This is a genomic window from Escherichia sp. E2562, assembly GCF_005781075.1.
Classification (GTDB): Bacteria; Pseudomonadota; Gammaproteobacteria; order Enterobacterales; family Enterobacteriaceae; genus Escherichia.
Window position 1 is genome coordinate 355524 of sequence record NZ_VATM01000001.1, and the last position, 15268, is coordinate 370791.

General features: G+C 49.4%; 14 protein-coding genes. 4 read left to right on the forward strand and 10 right to left on the reverse strand.

The window, feature by feature from the left end:
- Positions 1 to 215: 215 nt before the first annotated feature.
- Positions 216 to 584, forward strand: coding sequence for a DUF805 domain-containing protein (locus tag FEK43_RS01635; RefSeq protein WP_135407926.1), 369 nt, complete (start codon positions 216 to 218; stop codon positions 582 to 584).
- A gap of 33 nt (positions 585 to 617) precedes the next feature.
- Here the strand turns inward: FEK43_RS01635 and yhaJ are convergent, their stop codons facing one another.
- Positions 618 to 1514, reverse strand: coding sequence for a DNA-binding transcriptional regulator YhaJ (gene yhaJ / locus FEK43_RS01640; RefSeq protein ID WP_130218285.1), 897 nt, complete (start codon positions 1512 to 1514; stop codon positions 618 to 620).
- 104 nt (positions 1515 to 1618) lie between these two features.
- Here yhaJ and FEK43_RS01645 point away from each other — a divergent pair, with 104 nt between their 5' ends.
- Positions 1619 to 2320, forward strand: coding sequence for a pirin family protein (locus FEK43_RS01645; RefSeq protein WP_130210374.1), 702 nt, complete (start codon positions 1619 to 1621; stop codon positions 2318 to 2320).
- Positions 2321 to 2341: 21 nt separating this feature from the next.
- Positions 2342 to 2506 (forward strand): protein YhaL, encoded by a 165-nt coding sequence (yhaL, locus tag FEK43_RS01650; RefSeq protein ID WP_135407942.1) that lies wholly within the window; start codon positions 2342 to 2344, stop codon positions 2504 to 2506.
- 286 nt (positions 2507 to 2792) lie between these two features.
- On the opposite strand, the gene cyuA is transcribed toward yhaL, so the two are convergent.
- From cyuA to tdcA, 9 genes are all read right to left on the reverse strand, one after another.
- Entirely contained in the window at positions 2793 to 4103 is a 1311-nt protein-coding gene (gene cyuA, locus FEK43_RS01655) for a cysteine desulfidase (RefSeq protein WP_130210816.1), read from the reverse strand.
- Positions 4104 to 4130: 27 nt separating this feature from the next.
- On the reverse strand, positions 4131 to 5462 hold the full coding sequence (locus FEK43_RS01660) for an amino acid permease (RefSeq protein ID WP_130210814.1): 1332 nt from the start codon (positions 5460 to 5462) through the stop codon (positions 4131 to 4133).
- Between the two features lie 277 nt (positions 5463 to 5739).
- Positions 5740 to 7104 carry an L-serine ammonia-lyase gene (gene tdcG / locus FEK43_RS01665; protein ID WP_135407946.1) on the reverse strand — a complete coding sequence of 455 codons (1365 nt, stop codon included), beginning with the start codon at positions 7102 to 7104 and terminating at the stop codon, positions 5740 to 5742.
- Between the two features lie 69 nt (positions 7105 to 7173).
- On the reverse strand, positions 7174 to 7563 hold the full coding sequence (locus FEK43_RS01670; RefSeq protein WP_064529572.1) for an enamine/imine deaminase: 390 nt from the start codon (positions 7561 to 7563) through the stop codon (positions 7174 to 7176).
- Between the two features lie 13 nt (positions 7564 to 7576).
- Entirely contained in the window at positions 7577 to 9871 is a 2295-nt protein-coding gene (tdcE, locus tag FEK43_RS01675; RefSeq protein ID WP_130210810.1) for a 2-ketobutyrate formate-lyase/pyruvate formate-lyase, read from the reverse strand.
- Between the two features lie 33 nt (positions 9872 to 9904).
- Positions 9905 to 11113: a propionate kinase gene (gene tdcD / locus FEK43_RS01680; protein ID WP_131160923.1), complete on the reverse strand. Its 1209-nt coding sequence runs from the start codon at positions 11111 to 11113 to the stop codon at positions 9905 to 9907.
- A gap of 25 nt (positions 11114 to 11138) precedes the next feature.
- The gene (gene tdcC / locus FEK43_RS01685; RefSeq protein ID WP_130210806.1) at positions 11139 to 12470 is read right to left on the reverse strand and encodes a threonine/serine transporter TdcC; all 1332 of its coding nucleotides are present in this window, start codon (positions 12468 to 12470) and stop codon (positions 11139 to 11141) included.
- A gap of 21 nt (positions 12471 to 12491) precedes the next feature.
- Entirely contained in the window at positions 12492 to 13481 is a 990-nt protein-coding gene (tdcB, locus tag FEK43_RS01690; protein WP_130210804.1) for a bifunctional threonine ammonia-lyase/L-serine ammonia-lyase TdcB, read from the reverse strand.
- Between the two features lie 95 nt (positions 13482 to 13576).
- Positions 13577 to 14515: a transcriptional regulator TdcA gene (tdcA, locus tag FEK43_RS01695; protein ID WP_130210820.1), complete on the reverse strand. Its 939-nt coding sequence runs from the start codon at positions 14513 to 14515 to the stop codon at positions 13577 to 13579.
- A 313-nt stretch (positions 14516 to 14828) separates the two neighbouring features.
- On the opposite strand from tdcA, the gene tdcR reads away from it, so the two are divergent.
- The gene (tdcR, locus tag FEK43_RS01700; protein WP_240780566.1) at positions 14829 to 15065 is read left to right on the forward strand and encodes a transcriptional activator TdcR; all 237 of its coding nucleotides are present in this window, start codon (positions 14829 to 14831) and stop codon (positions 15063 to 15065) included.
- Positions 15066 to 15268: the final 203 nt, after the last annotated feature.

Genomic DNA, 15268 nt, shown 5'->3' on the forward strand with positions numbered 1-15268 from the left:
GAACGCCTTATCTGACCTACAAAACATTGTATATTCAATATATTGCAGAACCCGCCCAGGCCAGATAAGCGTAGCGCATCTGGCGATTTTGCGCTTGCCCTTATCCTTCACAGCGCCTTATTAATTCATCGAGATAATATTTACTGCAAATTCATTCATGTCTATTCTTAATTTGCTGCTTTAAAAACAAGTGATTGAGCAAAATTGAGGCAAAAATGGACTGGTATCTGAAAGTACTAAAAAATTATGTCGGTTTCCGGGGACGTGCACGGCGCAAAGAGTACTGGATGTTTATTCTGGTCAACATCATCTTTACGCTCGTGCTGGGGCTGCTGGATAAAATGCTGGGCTGGCAACGTGCCGGTGGCGAAGGCATCCTGACGACTATCTACAGCATTCTGGTATTTTTGCCGTGGTGGGCTGTACAGTTCCGTCGCCTGCATGACACCGACCGTTCAGCATGGTGGGTGCTACTGTTCTTAATTCCGTTTATCGGTTGGCTGATTATCATCATCTTTAACTGCCAGCCGGGGACACCAGGCGAAAACCGGTTTGGACCTGATCCAAAACTGGAACAGGAATAATAATTAAGCACCTTGTGAAAGGTGCTTTATAGATTATTTTCCAGCGAACAACTTTGGAATTTCCCGCAGACACCAGGATTTTGCTTCTCCCATACTGTCGCGACGCCAGGCCATAATAATATCGATTTCGCTGGTCGATTCCGGACTAACTACACGCAACCGTCCTTCAGCGATATCTTTTTCTACCATCGGGTACGGCATCGTTGCGACGCCAAGCCCTGCCAGCAATGCCTGACGTTTATCTTCAATGGTGCTGACCGTCAGGCGAGGTTGTTTATCCAGTAACTGTACGGTCAATACCGGGCGTTCACGAGCAGTATCTGCCACTGCAATTCCGCGATATTTCACGCGCGTAACTTCAGAAAGCGGTTCCGGCTCCTGATGAATCGGGTGCTCAGGCGCTGCCACGTAGACGTTCATCAAGGTGTAAAGCTTACGAGAGTTGATCTCCGACGAGGAACGAAAATGCATATCCGGCGCGATAACAATATCTGCTCGCCCCTGTTCCAGCCGCTCCCACGCCCCCGCCAGCACTTCGGTGATGATTGCTAGTTGGGTATTGGCTTTAGCCGCCAGTTTGTCGATCAACGGGAAAAAGGCAGGCGTGGGCACCAGCGCTTCAGTCACGATGGTGAGATGCGTTTCCCAACCACGCGCGAGGGCTTCGGCATCGGTGGTCAGTTTATCTGCGGCCTCCAGCAGAACACGTCCTCGCTCCAACAACATCCGCCCGACATTGGTGAATTTGGTGCGATGGCCCGAGCGGTCAAACAGCACCACATCGAGCTCTTCTTCCAGTTTTTGCATGGTGTAGCTAAGCGCGGAAGGCACTCGTCCCAGCTCATCGGCCGCCGCTGCAAAACTACCACGGCGATCGATCGCATCCATAACCCTTAGTGCTTCCAGCGTTAATGCCCTTTCTTTGGCCATTTCGTTCTCATTCAGGAAATTTGAACATACCGGGCAGAATATCTGGCTAACAATGTAGCGTCCAGCCCCTTACCATAAAAGGAAGTAAAGAGAGGTCAAGAATTATGATTACTACCCGAACTGCCAGGCAGTGTGGACAAGCAGACTACGGATGGTTGCAGGCCCGGTATACTTTTTCCTTTGGACACTACTTCGACCCTAAATTGTTAGGCTATGCCTCCCTGCGCGTGCTTAACCAGGAAGTGTTGGCCCCAGGAGCCGCCTTCCAGCCACGTACCTACCCAAAAGTTGATATTTTGAATGTGATTCTCGACGGAGAAGCAGAGTATCGGGACAGCGAAGGTAATCATGTTCAGGCCCACGCCGGTGAAGCCTTATTGCTTTCTACTCAGCCGGGCGTGAGTTATAGCGAACATAATATCAGCAAGGACAAACCGTTAACGCGAATGCAGCTCTGGCTGGATGCCTGCCCGCAACGGGAGAATCCGCTGATTCAAAAACTGGCGCTGAATATGGACAAGCAGCAATTAATCGCCTCGCCAGATGGCGCGAAAGGTAGCCTGCAACTGCGCCAGCAGGTGTGGCTGCATCATATTGTGCTCGCCGAGGGAGAAAGCGCGAACTTTCAACTGCACGGTCCGCGTGCTTATTTGCAATCGATCCACGGTCAATTTCATGCGATTACGCATCACGAAGAGAAAGCTGCGCTGACCTGCGGTGATGGCGCATTTATTCGTGACGAGGCTAACATTACACTCGTTGCTGATTCCCCGCTGCGTGCTTTGCTGATAGATTTACCTGTCTAGTTTTTTTACAGGGAGAAGATGATGAGTAAAAAATCGGCGAAGAAACGTCAGCCAGTAAAGTCCGTTGCAGCGAAAGAAACCACCCACGCTACCAAAAGTTTTGGCTATGAAGAGATGTTGAGTGAGTTGGAGGCGATAGTAGCCGACGCCGAAATACGGTTAGCCGAGGATGAAGCTACCGCATAAAAACAGATTGCCGGATGCGGCGTAAACGCCTTATCCGGCCTACAAAACCAACAAATTGCACAATCCGTAGGTCGGATAAGATGCGCCAGCATCGCATCCGGCACCAGGTACAAAACCCAACAACATCAACAAATTGCACACCCCGTAGGCCGGATAAGATGCGCCAGCATCGCATCCGGCATCAGGTACAAAACCCAACAAAACCAACAAATTGCACACCCCGTAAGCCGGATAAGATGCGCCAGCATCGCATCCGGCATCAGGTATGACCTCCGAAATCCGGTGCTTACCTGGCCTTACTGGCCATAATCTCGATAATCTGCCGATCCGTTTGCTGCATTGAATGACTTGCCAGCGCACACAGGTTGGCGATTGACTGCTCAACATCATGCGCCACAATCCCTTCATTGCCAGTCACGGCGGTATCATCCAGCGCCATTAACACCGCTTTCCACGCCGCCGACGCACTGGTCGAAACCTTCATCGCGCAACTGTTCGACGCGCCATCGCAAATCATACCGCTAACATCACCGATCATGCTGCTGATTGCCATCGAGATGGTTTCATAACGCCCATCCACCAGCCATGCCATCCCAGCGGCGGCGCCCATTGCGGCGGTCGTTGCGGCACACAGCGCAGACAAACGCGGTAACTGGTTATGGATATAAATCGCGCTCAAATGCGAAAGCATCAGCGCGCGCGCCAGCCGTTCATCATCTGCCCCGAAGTGTTCCGCGACCACCACCACGGGCATTGTCGCGGTGATCCCCTGGTTGCCAGAACCGGAGTTACTCATTGCCGGAAGCGTTGCGCCACCCATACGCGCATCGGATGCCGCGCTGGTACGAATCACAATTGACGAGGAGAGATCTTTCGCCAGCAAACCGCGTGCACACTGTTTTTCCAGCGTCGCGCCAATATGCAGCCCCCAGTTCCCACTCAAACCTTCCTGCGATAACGCGCAGTTTAATTTCGCAGAATCGAGAATAAAGCGGATAGCCTCAAACGGCACTTCATTGACGAACTTCAGGATCTCGGCCAGCGTCGTTCTGGAGAGCACCGCCAGCGGCGACTCTTGCTCGCCCTCTGCCACACACGCCTGCTGGGTAAAAACCACGCCATTGTGCGTCTCGATATGCACAATGTTAGTATGCCCGCCGACGATGGTGACACAAGCCCACTGCTCGCCGTTCCAGACTTTGGCGCGTGAGAAGAGGATTTCATCGCAAGGTTCCTGGATCTTGACCGAGACTTTCCCCGCCGCCAGCAACGCTTTGGCATCGGCAATTGCCTGCGCCGTTGCGTCTTTCAGCACTTCCAGCCCGGCGTTGGCATTTCCACCTAACGCCCCCAGCGCCGCGGCAATCGGCAGCCCCACCATTCCCGTACCGGGAACGGTGACGCCCAGACCGTTCTTCATCAGATTTGGCGAAACCCAGGCTTCTACACGTTCAACCGGACCTTCCAGTTCTGCCGCAGCAACCGCCGCCGCCAGCGCCAGTGAGATAGGTTCAGTACATCCCAGCGCCGGTTTTACTTCCTCCTGAACTGCAAGGATGTAACGCTGCCATAACGGATTTAGAGTCGAATCAAACATAATAAAAACCTTAAAATTTCAGGTAAATCATGAAAATGCCAGGAACGGAGAAACGCAAAGCAACAAACCGGTGACGATAATCAGGTACAGAGAGGCACCTTTGTATTTGTGCAATGCCGGTACTTTGTAAACCAACCACGCCGGGATCAGGCACCCTACCATGCCGAAAATCGGGCTACAGATAGAGGTAAAGCTCAACACTGGCGCATTCAGTACGATGGCGCTCCAGGCCAGTAAAATGGCGAAAATCATGATGCCGCGCTGAACGAGATTTTCGTTAATCTTCTCAGCTGGCATCTTGCGGCGCAGGATGTTCATTACGATCCCTTGCGTTGCTTCGCGAAAGCCTAAATAGACGCCAAAGAACGCTGTCATAACGGCAAAGATATTGAGGATGACGCTGACCACTTTCACCCATGCTGCACCGTCGCCGCTAATAAACTGTGCGGCAATCGCCAGCGCGGAAATATTCTGCTCATAGGCTTTTACTGCTTCGTCATGTCCCATCGCCAGAGTGAACGACACTGCGTAGAAAAAGACGGTGACAAACAGGATCCCAAACGCAATGTTCATCGCCCGCAACGCTTTGTGTCGTGCTACTTCGATCGATTTTTCTCGCGAGCGATAGGAAATCACCATCGGGCTTAACGTCTGAATAAACAGAATCGAGGTTAAGGTAAACGGCAGTGTGATAATGGCGTTTTTCACCAGCAGCCCCAGCGGCGGCAGCGAACCTACGTTATACAGATGCCACATCCCGACCATCGATACACCCAGCGCCGCCACCACCAGCAGTTTGGTCAGCACCATGCCGGTCGAAATTTTGAATAACAGTTTCTCGCCGCGTGAAGAGATCGCTACCAGAATACAAATCAGTACCAGGCCATAAAACGGACTGTCAGACAGCAATCCTTCCGTCACGCCGAAAGTATGCAGATAGGAGGCGCTATCGTTAGTGATGGCGGTGGAGTAAACAAACATCCAAATAACCAGCATCACAAAATAAAGTGCACCTAACAAAATGCCCCAGTTTTTACCCAAATAACCACTAATGACACTCGGGTAATCTTTACACTCTGGAGATTCCGCCAGCGTATTAATAAACAATCGCTGAAACAGATACATTGCCGGGTAGCCAATCACTGATGAGAGCAAAAATACCCACAATCCCATCAATCCGACCTGCACCGGGAGAAAAACTATCCCCGCGCCAATCGCCATCCCAATACTCATAATCACCCAACCGGTGTCGGTACTGTCGAATTTGATAGCTTCACGCCATTCACTTTCACTCATTCCAGCACGACCCGCCGGGGTCGAAGCGTCTGCAATGACGCCTTTATTCGTTGCAATTTCCATAAGTTCTCGCTCAATATTTTGTAGGGCTTATTATTTTTTTCGAGCCGCATCAAGGCGATACGCGGTCTACGTTTTTTTGCAGGCGAGTTATTAGAATGAAGAAATGATACGCGTGAGGTCAGAGAAAATCTTCACAATCAAGACTTTGAAATAGCAATTATGGATAATAATTTTCTATCAAATCAATCTTAGAGAAATAGTTATTCTCTATTTGCAGCAGATCACAATAAAAAAGGGTGCACATTTTGTGCACCCCAGTATAAACGCGGATGAGATATCAGCCGCAGACCACTTTAATGGCCAGTCCTCCGCGTGAAGTTTCGCGGTATTTATCGTTCATATCTTTGCCGGTTTCGTACATCGTCTCGATAACTTTATCGAGAGAAACACGCGGTGCGGAAGTGCGTCCCATCGCCATCCGCGCGGCGTTCACGGCTTTAACAGCATTAATAGCATTGCGTTCAATACACGGAATTTGCACCTGCCCGGCAACCGGATCGCAGGTCAGTCCCAGGTTGTGTTCCATAGCGATTTCCGCCGCATTGCACACCTGCGCCGGGCTGCCGCCCAGCAGTTCGGTTAACCCTGCCGCCGCCATTGAACAGGCCACGCCAATTTCGCCCTGACAGCCCACTTCCGCACCGGAAATGGAGGCATTCATTTTATACAGTGCACCGATAGCGCCAGCCGCCAGCAGAAAACGGGCAATGGAGCGCTCATTGAGCGGGCGGCGGAATTTATCGTAATAGGCCAGCACCGCAGGAATAATGCCGCAAGCGCCGTTAGTTGGCGCTGTCACAACACGCCCGCCAGCGGCATTTTCTTCGCTGACTGCCAGAGCAAACATATTGATCCAGTCGATCACGTTCATCGGATCGTTAGAGATATTGTCGCTGGAAACCAGCAAACGCCGCAGCGCCACCGCCCGACGTGGCACATTGAGCGGGCCTGGCAGCACACCTTCGGTATTCATACCGCGTTCAATACCGTCATGCATCACCTGCCAGATACGCGAAAAACCAGCATCAATTTCGGCTTTGCTACGTAGCGCCAACTCGTTTTGCAGCATCAAACCAGAAATAGATAACCCGTTGTAATCACACATTTTCAGCAGCTCACCTGCTGAATGGAAATCGTAAGGGACGAGCGTTTCAACATCCAGTGACAAGCCGAATTGTTCTTCTTCGACAATAAATCCGCCACCGACTGAATAATAGGTTTTGCTTAACAGTTCTTCCTGCTTTTTCCACGCGGTAATACGCATCCCATTCTCATGACGGGGCAGCGTTTCCGCATGGAAAATAATGTTCTTTGCCACTGGGAAATCAACGACATGTGCGCCCGCTGCCACCGGCAACCTTCCGCTGCGCGTCACTAATTCCATAAATGCAGGTATCTCATCAATAACAACGTCCTGCGGACTATTTCCTGCCAGTCCCATGATGATAGCGATATCCGTGGCGTGACCTTTGCCCGTCAGTGACAACGATCCATAAAGATCGACCACAATGTGGCTCGTCGCGGTTAATAAGCCGCTCTTCTCCAGTCGATCAATAAAACTTTTTCCGGCATTCATTGGCCCCACGGTATGAGAACTGGAGGGACCAATCCCAATTTTGAAAATATCGAATACACTAATCATATCCACACCCTCGGATTGCCGTTCGTGAAGAGGAGCGGAGCGCCCCTGCGATCGCCCCGCTCAGGAGCTTTATGCGTTGCGTACCGCGATAGCTTCAATTTCCAGCTTCACATCTTTCGGCAAACGCGCTACCTGCACGCAGCTGCGTGTCGGGTAGGTCGCCTGATGCTCGTCAAAAAACTGCTTGTAGACTTCATTGATGGTGCCAAAGTCATTAAGGTCGGTAATGAACACCGTCATCTTCACGATATCGCCAACGGTCAGCCCGGCAGCAACTACGATCGCTTTGACGTTTTCCAGACTTAAACGCGCCTGATCTTTCACGTCCGCAGGGATCTCCCCGGTCTGCGGACAAACCGGAATTTGCCCGGAGGTGAATACCATACTGCCTAAATCAACGCCCTGAACATATGGGCCGATTGCGCCTGGCGCACGTTGCGTTTCGATAATCTTTTTCATACATCCTCCGGCATCAAAGCGCCTGGGTAAAGGTACGTGAAATCACATCCTGCTGCTGTTCACGGGTCAGTGCGTTGAAGCGCACGGCGTAGCCAGAGACACGGATTGTCAGGTTCGGGTATTTTTCCGGGTGCTCAATGGCATCCAGCAACATTTCCCGATTCATAACGTTGACGTTGAGGTGCTGACCACCTTCCACATCCGCTTCGTGGTGGAAATAACCATCCAGCAGGCCGACAAGATTGGTTTTGCGTACCGGATCTTCTTTGCCCAGCGCCGCAGGGACAATTGAGAAGGTGTACGAAATACCGTCTTTAGCGTAGGTGAACGGCAGCTTGGCAACGGAGGTCAGCGAAGCCACGGCCCCTTTGCGGTCACGACCGTGCATCGGGTTAGCACCTGGTGCGAACGGTGTACCGGCGCGACGACCATCCGGTGTGTTACCGGTTTTCTGGCCGTACACCACGTTAGAGGTGATGGTCAGAATCGACTGAGTTGGTACAGCGTTACGATAGGTTGGCAGGGCTTTAATTTTCTTCATAAAGCGTTCAACCAGGTCGCAAGCAATGCTGTCTACGCGCTCGTCGTTGTTGCCGTACTGCGGATATTCGCCGTCGATTTCAAAGTCCACCGCCAGGCCGTTTTCGTCACGGATTGGTTTCACGCGAGCATATTTAATTGCGGAAAGTGAATCCGTCGCCACCGACAGGCCCGCAATACCACATGCCATCGTGCGATAGACATCACGATCGTGCAGCGCCATCAGTGAGGCTTCGTAGCTGTACTTGTCATGCATGTAGTGGATGATGTTCAGCGCGCTGATGTACTGCACTGCCAGCCAGTCCATGAAATGGTCAAGGCTGTTCATGACTTTGTCGTAGTCCAGAACGTCGTCCATCAGTGGTGCTGTTTTCGGGCCGACCTGAATCTTCAGCTTCTCATCCACCCCGCCGTTAATTGCGTACAGCAGCGTTTTCGCCAGGTTAGCGCGTGCGCCGAAGAACTGCATCTGCTTACCAATCACCATCGGGCTGACGCAGCAGGCAATCGCGTAATCGTCGCTGTTGAAGTCAGTACGCATCAGATCGTCGTTTTCATACTGCAAAGAAGAAGTGACGATGGAGACTTGTGCCGCATATTTTTTGAAGGCAATCGGCAATGCTTCCGACCACAGAATGGTCAGGTTAGGTTCCGGTGCTGGCCCCATAGTGTGCAGTGTATGCAGGTAACGGAAGGAGTTTTTGGTCACCAGTGTGCGACCGTCCAGCCCCATCCCACCGATGACTTCCGTTGCCCAGATAGGGTCGCCGGAGAACAGCGAATCAAATTCCGGCGTACGCAGGAAGCGCACCATGCGGATCTTCATGATGAAGTGGTCGATCAATTCCTGCGCCTGCTGCTCGTTGAGCACGCCGGCTTTGAAGTCACGTTCAATGTAGATATCGAGGAACGATGCAGTACGACCCAGCGACATCGCGCCGCCGTTTTGCGATTTCACCGCCGCCAGGTAAGCGAAGTAGAGCCACTGCACCGCTTCCTGCGCATTTTGCGCTGGACGAGAGATGTCGAAGCCGTATTTCGCCGCCATTTCCTGAATCTGCAGCAGCGCATGACGATGTTCTGCCAGCTCTTCACGCAGACGGATGGTGGCTTCCAGATCTTGCCCTTTTTCCAGACGAGACTGGAGATCGGCAAATTGCAGTTCGCGTTCACGGACCAGATAACTGATGCCGTACAACGCCACGCGGCGATAGTCACCGATAATACGCCCACGGCCATAACCGTCCGGCAGACCAGTCAATACGCCAGATTTACGGCAGCGCAGCATATCCGGTGAGTAAGCATCAAATACGCCCTGGTTATGGGTTTTACGCAGATCGGTAAACACGTATTCAAATTCGCTGTCCATTTCACGGCCATAGGCATGGAATGAACTTTTAATCATGTTGATGCCGCCAAACGGATGCAGCGCACGTTTCAGTGGCGCATCTGTTTGCAGGCCAACAATTTTTTCCAGCGGCTGGTTGATATAACCTGCATCATGGGCAGTAATAGTGGTGGCAATATTGGTATCGAAATCAACCGGCGCGTGGGTCGCGTTTTCGATACGAATACCTTCCATCACCTTTTCCCACAATGCCGTGGTGGCTGGCGTCGCTTCAGCGAGGAAGGATTCATCCCCTTCATACGGTGTATAGTTATGTTGAATAAAATCGCGGACATTAATTTCGTTTTTCCAGTCCGTACCTTTAAAGCCAAGCCATGCGTCGGCGTACAGCTTATCGCTGGTATCAATATCTACCTTCATGAAAAATAATCTCTCTACAATACTTCAACTAAATTATGCAAATTCTGCGGGTGCTTTAACTTTGCCTAAATGAATTGCATCTAGCGCAATCATTTTTTCTTCATTAGTCGGAATAACGGCGCAAATTACGCGCGCATTTTCACTGGACACAATTCTTTCACCGTAAGCGTTAGAGCGATTATTCATTTCTGCATCAATCTCTACGCCTAATACAGTCAAATGTTCCATGACCAGACGACGAATTAAACTTGAATTCTCACCTATTCCGCCGGTGAATATAATTCCATCCAGGCGATGTAATGAGGCAGCGTGTCCGGCAATATGACGGGCAATTCGGTGAACAAACGTTTTAATTGCCAGTTGTGCACGTTCATGACCTTCATGCCAGGCTTTTTCCAGTACACGCAGGTCGGAAGAAAGACCGGAAATCCCCAATAATCCCGATTCTTTATTCACCACGCGTTCCAGATCGCTAAGACTCTGGTTGGTTTGACTGGCCACCCAGGACATCGCGCCGAAGTCGACATCGCCACTGCGCGTCCCCATCATCAGCCCTTCCAGCGGCGTCATACCCATTGAGGTATCCACACTCTGCCCGTTACGAACCGCGCAAATAGACGCGCCATTGCCAAGATGCGCCACCACCAGGCCGGAGTCTTCTTCCGCCAGATCCAGCAGAGAATGCGCACGCTGGGACACATAGCGGTGAGACGTGCCGTGGAAGCCATAGCGGCGCACACCCAGCTCTTCGTAATATTTCCACGGCAGGCCGTATAAAAACGCTTCCGGGGCCATTGTCTGGTGGAAGCTGGTATCAAATACCGCTACCTGAGTTACGCCAGGAAATAATTGCTGGGCCGATTCAATGCCACTTAAATTGGCGTAATTATGCAGCGGCGCCAGTGGAGAAACGCGACGGATATTATCAATGACTTCATCGGTAATAATGGCGGACTCGGTAAAAATACTGCCGCCGTGGGCGATGCGGTGGCCAATTAAGGCCACGCTGTCATTTAAATTCCGTTTTTCCAGTTCAAACGCAATTGCCTTCAGTGCACCTTCGTAGCTGTGGTGAGCCAGCGGTGCTGGCTCTCCTCCATTTACGGATAAGAATGCATTTTCCGAATTAATACCGTCGGCAATACCTGACATTAATACATCACAGTTCGAGGCATCCAACACGGAAAACTTAATTGAAGACGAACCACAGTTAATAACCAAAACAACCGGAAATTCATTCATCTCTTTTCTCATCCTGAGTTACGGATTAAAACAGTTTGTATACGATGTTCAGGATGGTCAGCAGACCAATCACGGTAACAAACACGTTATCCAGACGACCACGGTATTTCGCCAGCGACGGCGCTTTACGGATGGCATACATCGGCAACAGGCACAGCAGTGAAGCGATAATCGGCGCGCCCATGGCTTCAATCAGGTCCAGAATGTTCGGGTTGGCGTAAGCAACTACCCAGGTGGAACCCATGATGAAGATCATGCTGATGGTGTTCAGTTTGCCGGAAGACACTTTCGTCTTATCGCCTTTGTAGCCGAACTTCAGTACCAGACCGTTCAGACCTTCCAGCGTTCCCAGATAGTGACCGAAGAAAGATTTGAAGATAGCAACCAGTGCGATAATAGAAGCGGCATATTCCAGTACGGTGGCGAACGTCGATTTCTCGCCGGACATGGAAGCAAAGTGGTTAGCCAGATAAGAAAGCACCGGAATGTTCTGTGCTTTTGCTTCCGCCATGTTTGCCGGAGACAGCGTAAACAGGCAGCTGAAGGCAAAGAACATGACCACGGCAACCATCAGCATGCTGGCACGGGAGATGATCTGTGAGCATTTCTGCTCGGTGAAGTCGCGACCGAAGTCTTTCTCATACTCTTCACGCTTAGAAACCACGAAGGAAGAGACGATTGGCGAGAAGTTAAAGGAGAAGACCATGATGGAAATCCCCAGCCAGACGGTAATCAAGATACCGTCATGACCGGTTAACGTCAGCGCACTGAGGTCAACTTGATCAATAACAGCAGAGTTCCAGTAAGGGATCAGTGACAGAGAAATCAGTACCAGGCTGGCGATAAATGGCCATACCAGGTAACTCATCACTTTAACCATCAGATCCTTACCAAACCAAATGACGAACGCCATCAGCAGCAGCAGGAACAGCGCCACGAAGCCGCGGTTCAACGCCGCAAAGCCAAGCTGGTTTTCCCAGAACGTCATAAAGGTGTTGGTAATGGTTACGCCATAAATCCACAACAGTGGGCAAATCGCGAAGAAGTACAGGAACGTGATGACCACGCCACCCGTTTTACCAAAGTGCTCTTCCACCGTTTCCGTAATGTTGCCGGAAGGGTTAGAGCCTGAAAGACACAGACGCGCCAGCGCCCGGTGGCAATAAAACGCGATGGGGTATGCCAATACCAACATCAGAAGAATCGGGATCAGTCCGCCAAAACCTGCGCGGATAGGGAAGAACAGCACGCCGGCACCAATAGCTGTGCCGAACAAACCCAACGTCCATGTGGTATCTGATTTACGCCAGGACGATTGTTTTGTCTGGCTGGATACAATGCTATCTGAAGTACTCATATCCTATCCTCAACGAGATGATTAAGCGTCAACGAAACCGGTAATTTGAGAGACGCGAGAAAGATCGATATTGCCGCCGGAAATAATGCTGACGGTTTTTCTGTTTTGAATATATTGGTCTAATTTACCGCTTAACAAAGCAGCACATGCCAGAGCGCCTGCGCCTTCGGTGACGACTTTATTGCGCTGAATTAAGGCAATCATACTGTTTCTGATTTCGTCTTCGCTGACCAGCACGATGTCATCGACTAATTCACGAACGATTTGGTAAGTTAAATTACCCGGGCGGGCGACATCACAACCATCCGCCAGGGTGCCGGTAGTTCGGTGCGTGGTTATTTCTCCCGAGTGGAAAGAAGCCGCCATGCCGTGAACGTTTTCTGATTGCACACCGATAACACGAATTGTCGGGTTAATAGATTTAATCGCTACCGCAATACCAGCAATTAAACCGCCACCGCCAATTGGCACAATCACATTATCGACATCATAGAGATCTTCCATAATTTCCAGGCCAATCGTTCCCTGACCGGCAATCACTTTCGGATCATCATAAGGTGGGATAAAAATACGGCCTTCCGTTTCGACAATTTCGCTAACTTTGGCGATGGTGTCGTTAAAGTTGTCGCCGTGCAGAACAACTTCAGCGGAGTAGTCACATGTCGCCGCGACCTTGGATTTTGGCGCGCCTTTCGGCATTACCACTTTCCCGTCGATGCCCAGCATTGCGCAGGAGAGCGAAACCCCTTGCGCATGGTTACCCGCAGAACAGGCCACCACACCTTTGCGTTTTTCAGCATCGGTTAAAGAGCTTAATTTATTAAATGCGCCACGAATTTTAAATGAACCAGTACGCTGCATATTTTCAAACTTAAGGAATATTTCACCTTTGCAACGTTCACTAAAATAATTGGATCGAGGCATGCCTGTTTTATAAATTCGCCCAGCCAATCGTTGTTTTGCTTCGATAATGTCATTAATAGCAACCGGGAGATCGTATGTAATATGCATGATAAACCTCTTAACCTGAATTAAATATGTAGGTAACCGTAACCGACACCCGAGAAAAGACAGGTGGATTATTTATGTTTGAGAAAAACAAATAACTAATCAGCTTCTATTAATTGTCTTCGTCTACACCCATTATAAGATGAATACTCTTTGGCTAGTTCAACCAAAACCGATGCTGCTTTTTTAATACGATAATTTTTTGACCATACCGCGGCATATCGCGCCACGGGCAACGTTTCTTCAACCGGAATAGTAATAAATTGATTAGAACCAAAAGGTGAAGTCATATCACAAGGAATAACGGTTAAGAAATCAGCATTGAGAACAAGATTATAAATTGTCACGACTGAGTCGGTTTTAACGATGTTTTCAATACTGATGCCATTTCTTTGTAACGTGGTGAGAAGTTCGCTGTAGTATCCCATATTAGTTTGCGGCAACACCCACTGTTCGTTTTTCAACGACTCCAGCGTGGTAGTGCCGGTGCATGTTCGGGACTTGCTGGCCACCAGCACAAACTCGGACTCGAACAGCGGCTCAACATGCAAATCCTGAAGCTTCATCTCTGCACTTAACGTACCAATCGCAAAATCGAGGCGTCCGTCGCGGATAGCAGGTAAGAACGAGGACAACTGTGCTTCATACATTGAGACTTGCGCTCTCGGGAACACCTCTTTGAATTTGTTGATCATCCCGGACATAAAGGTAAAGCCAATTAGCGAAGGAAAACCAAATGAGACTTCCACCACGGCTTCAGAGGACATACCGCTTATCTCATTAACCATATTTTTCATTTCGCGGGTAATGGATTCGGAACGTGAGAGCAACAATTGACCGGCTGGCGTCAGCGTTACACCGGTATTTTTCCGTACCACTAATTCCACGCCAAAATAATCTTCAATATCGTTAATGATTTTACTTACAGCAGGTTGAGTTAAACCTAATTCTTTTGCAGCCGAGCCAATAGAGCCACTTCTGATGACTTCCTGAAAGACTACCAGGTGCTGCGTTTTAGGAAGAAGAATAGTGCTCATATCGGCCTGCATTAATTACCTCATTGACGACATGAAGTGTATCAAAATGGAATGAATAGGATATGTGCGACCACTCACAAATTAACTTTCAATTGCTTTCCAGGTATCTACTTAAATCAATATAAATCTTTAATATCAATAAGTTAACATAATAAAATCCGCGTAAAGCCTGACTTTTATCAAAAAACAAAGGGGGGGATAACCATATTTTATGGCGATAACAACACGCTTTATCTGGCTTATTAAAAATGTCCTGCGACGATATTTCAAGCAAATATCGTGTATTTCTCAGGCGAATTTTAAGTTAAATTTAATGAGCAAGTTATCAAATTTTATTATAAACAAATCATATTTACAGGTAAATAATGCGCCGCGTCACATTTTTTCGCGGAATTTGTTGGTCACAAAACATTTATTTTATCAATATTTTAAAAAGTCGAATACAGATATTGATCATCTCGAACAATTGATTAACGTCAATTTTTACCATCATAGCAGGATGTCATTTTGTGAATGCAATCGTTTTCCATGGTTTCTGCTGTCATCATAATGCACGGATAGCATTTTGTGTTGATGATCACAAAACTAATAATTCATATTTGCAGGTAAGTAATCTCGGGAGACAAAAAGGGTGACGAAAAAAGAGTATTTATACTGAAAAAAAGAAACTGACCGATAAGCCGCTTTCTTTTGAGTATAGCGTCGTGGACAGTCATTCATCTTACCGCCGCGTAAAAGCAAAAACCCGCCAGT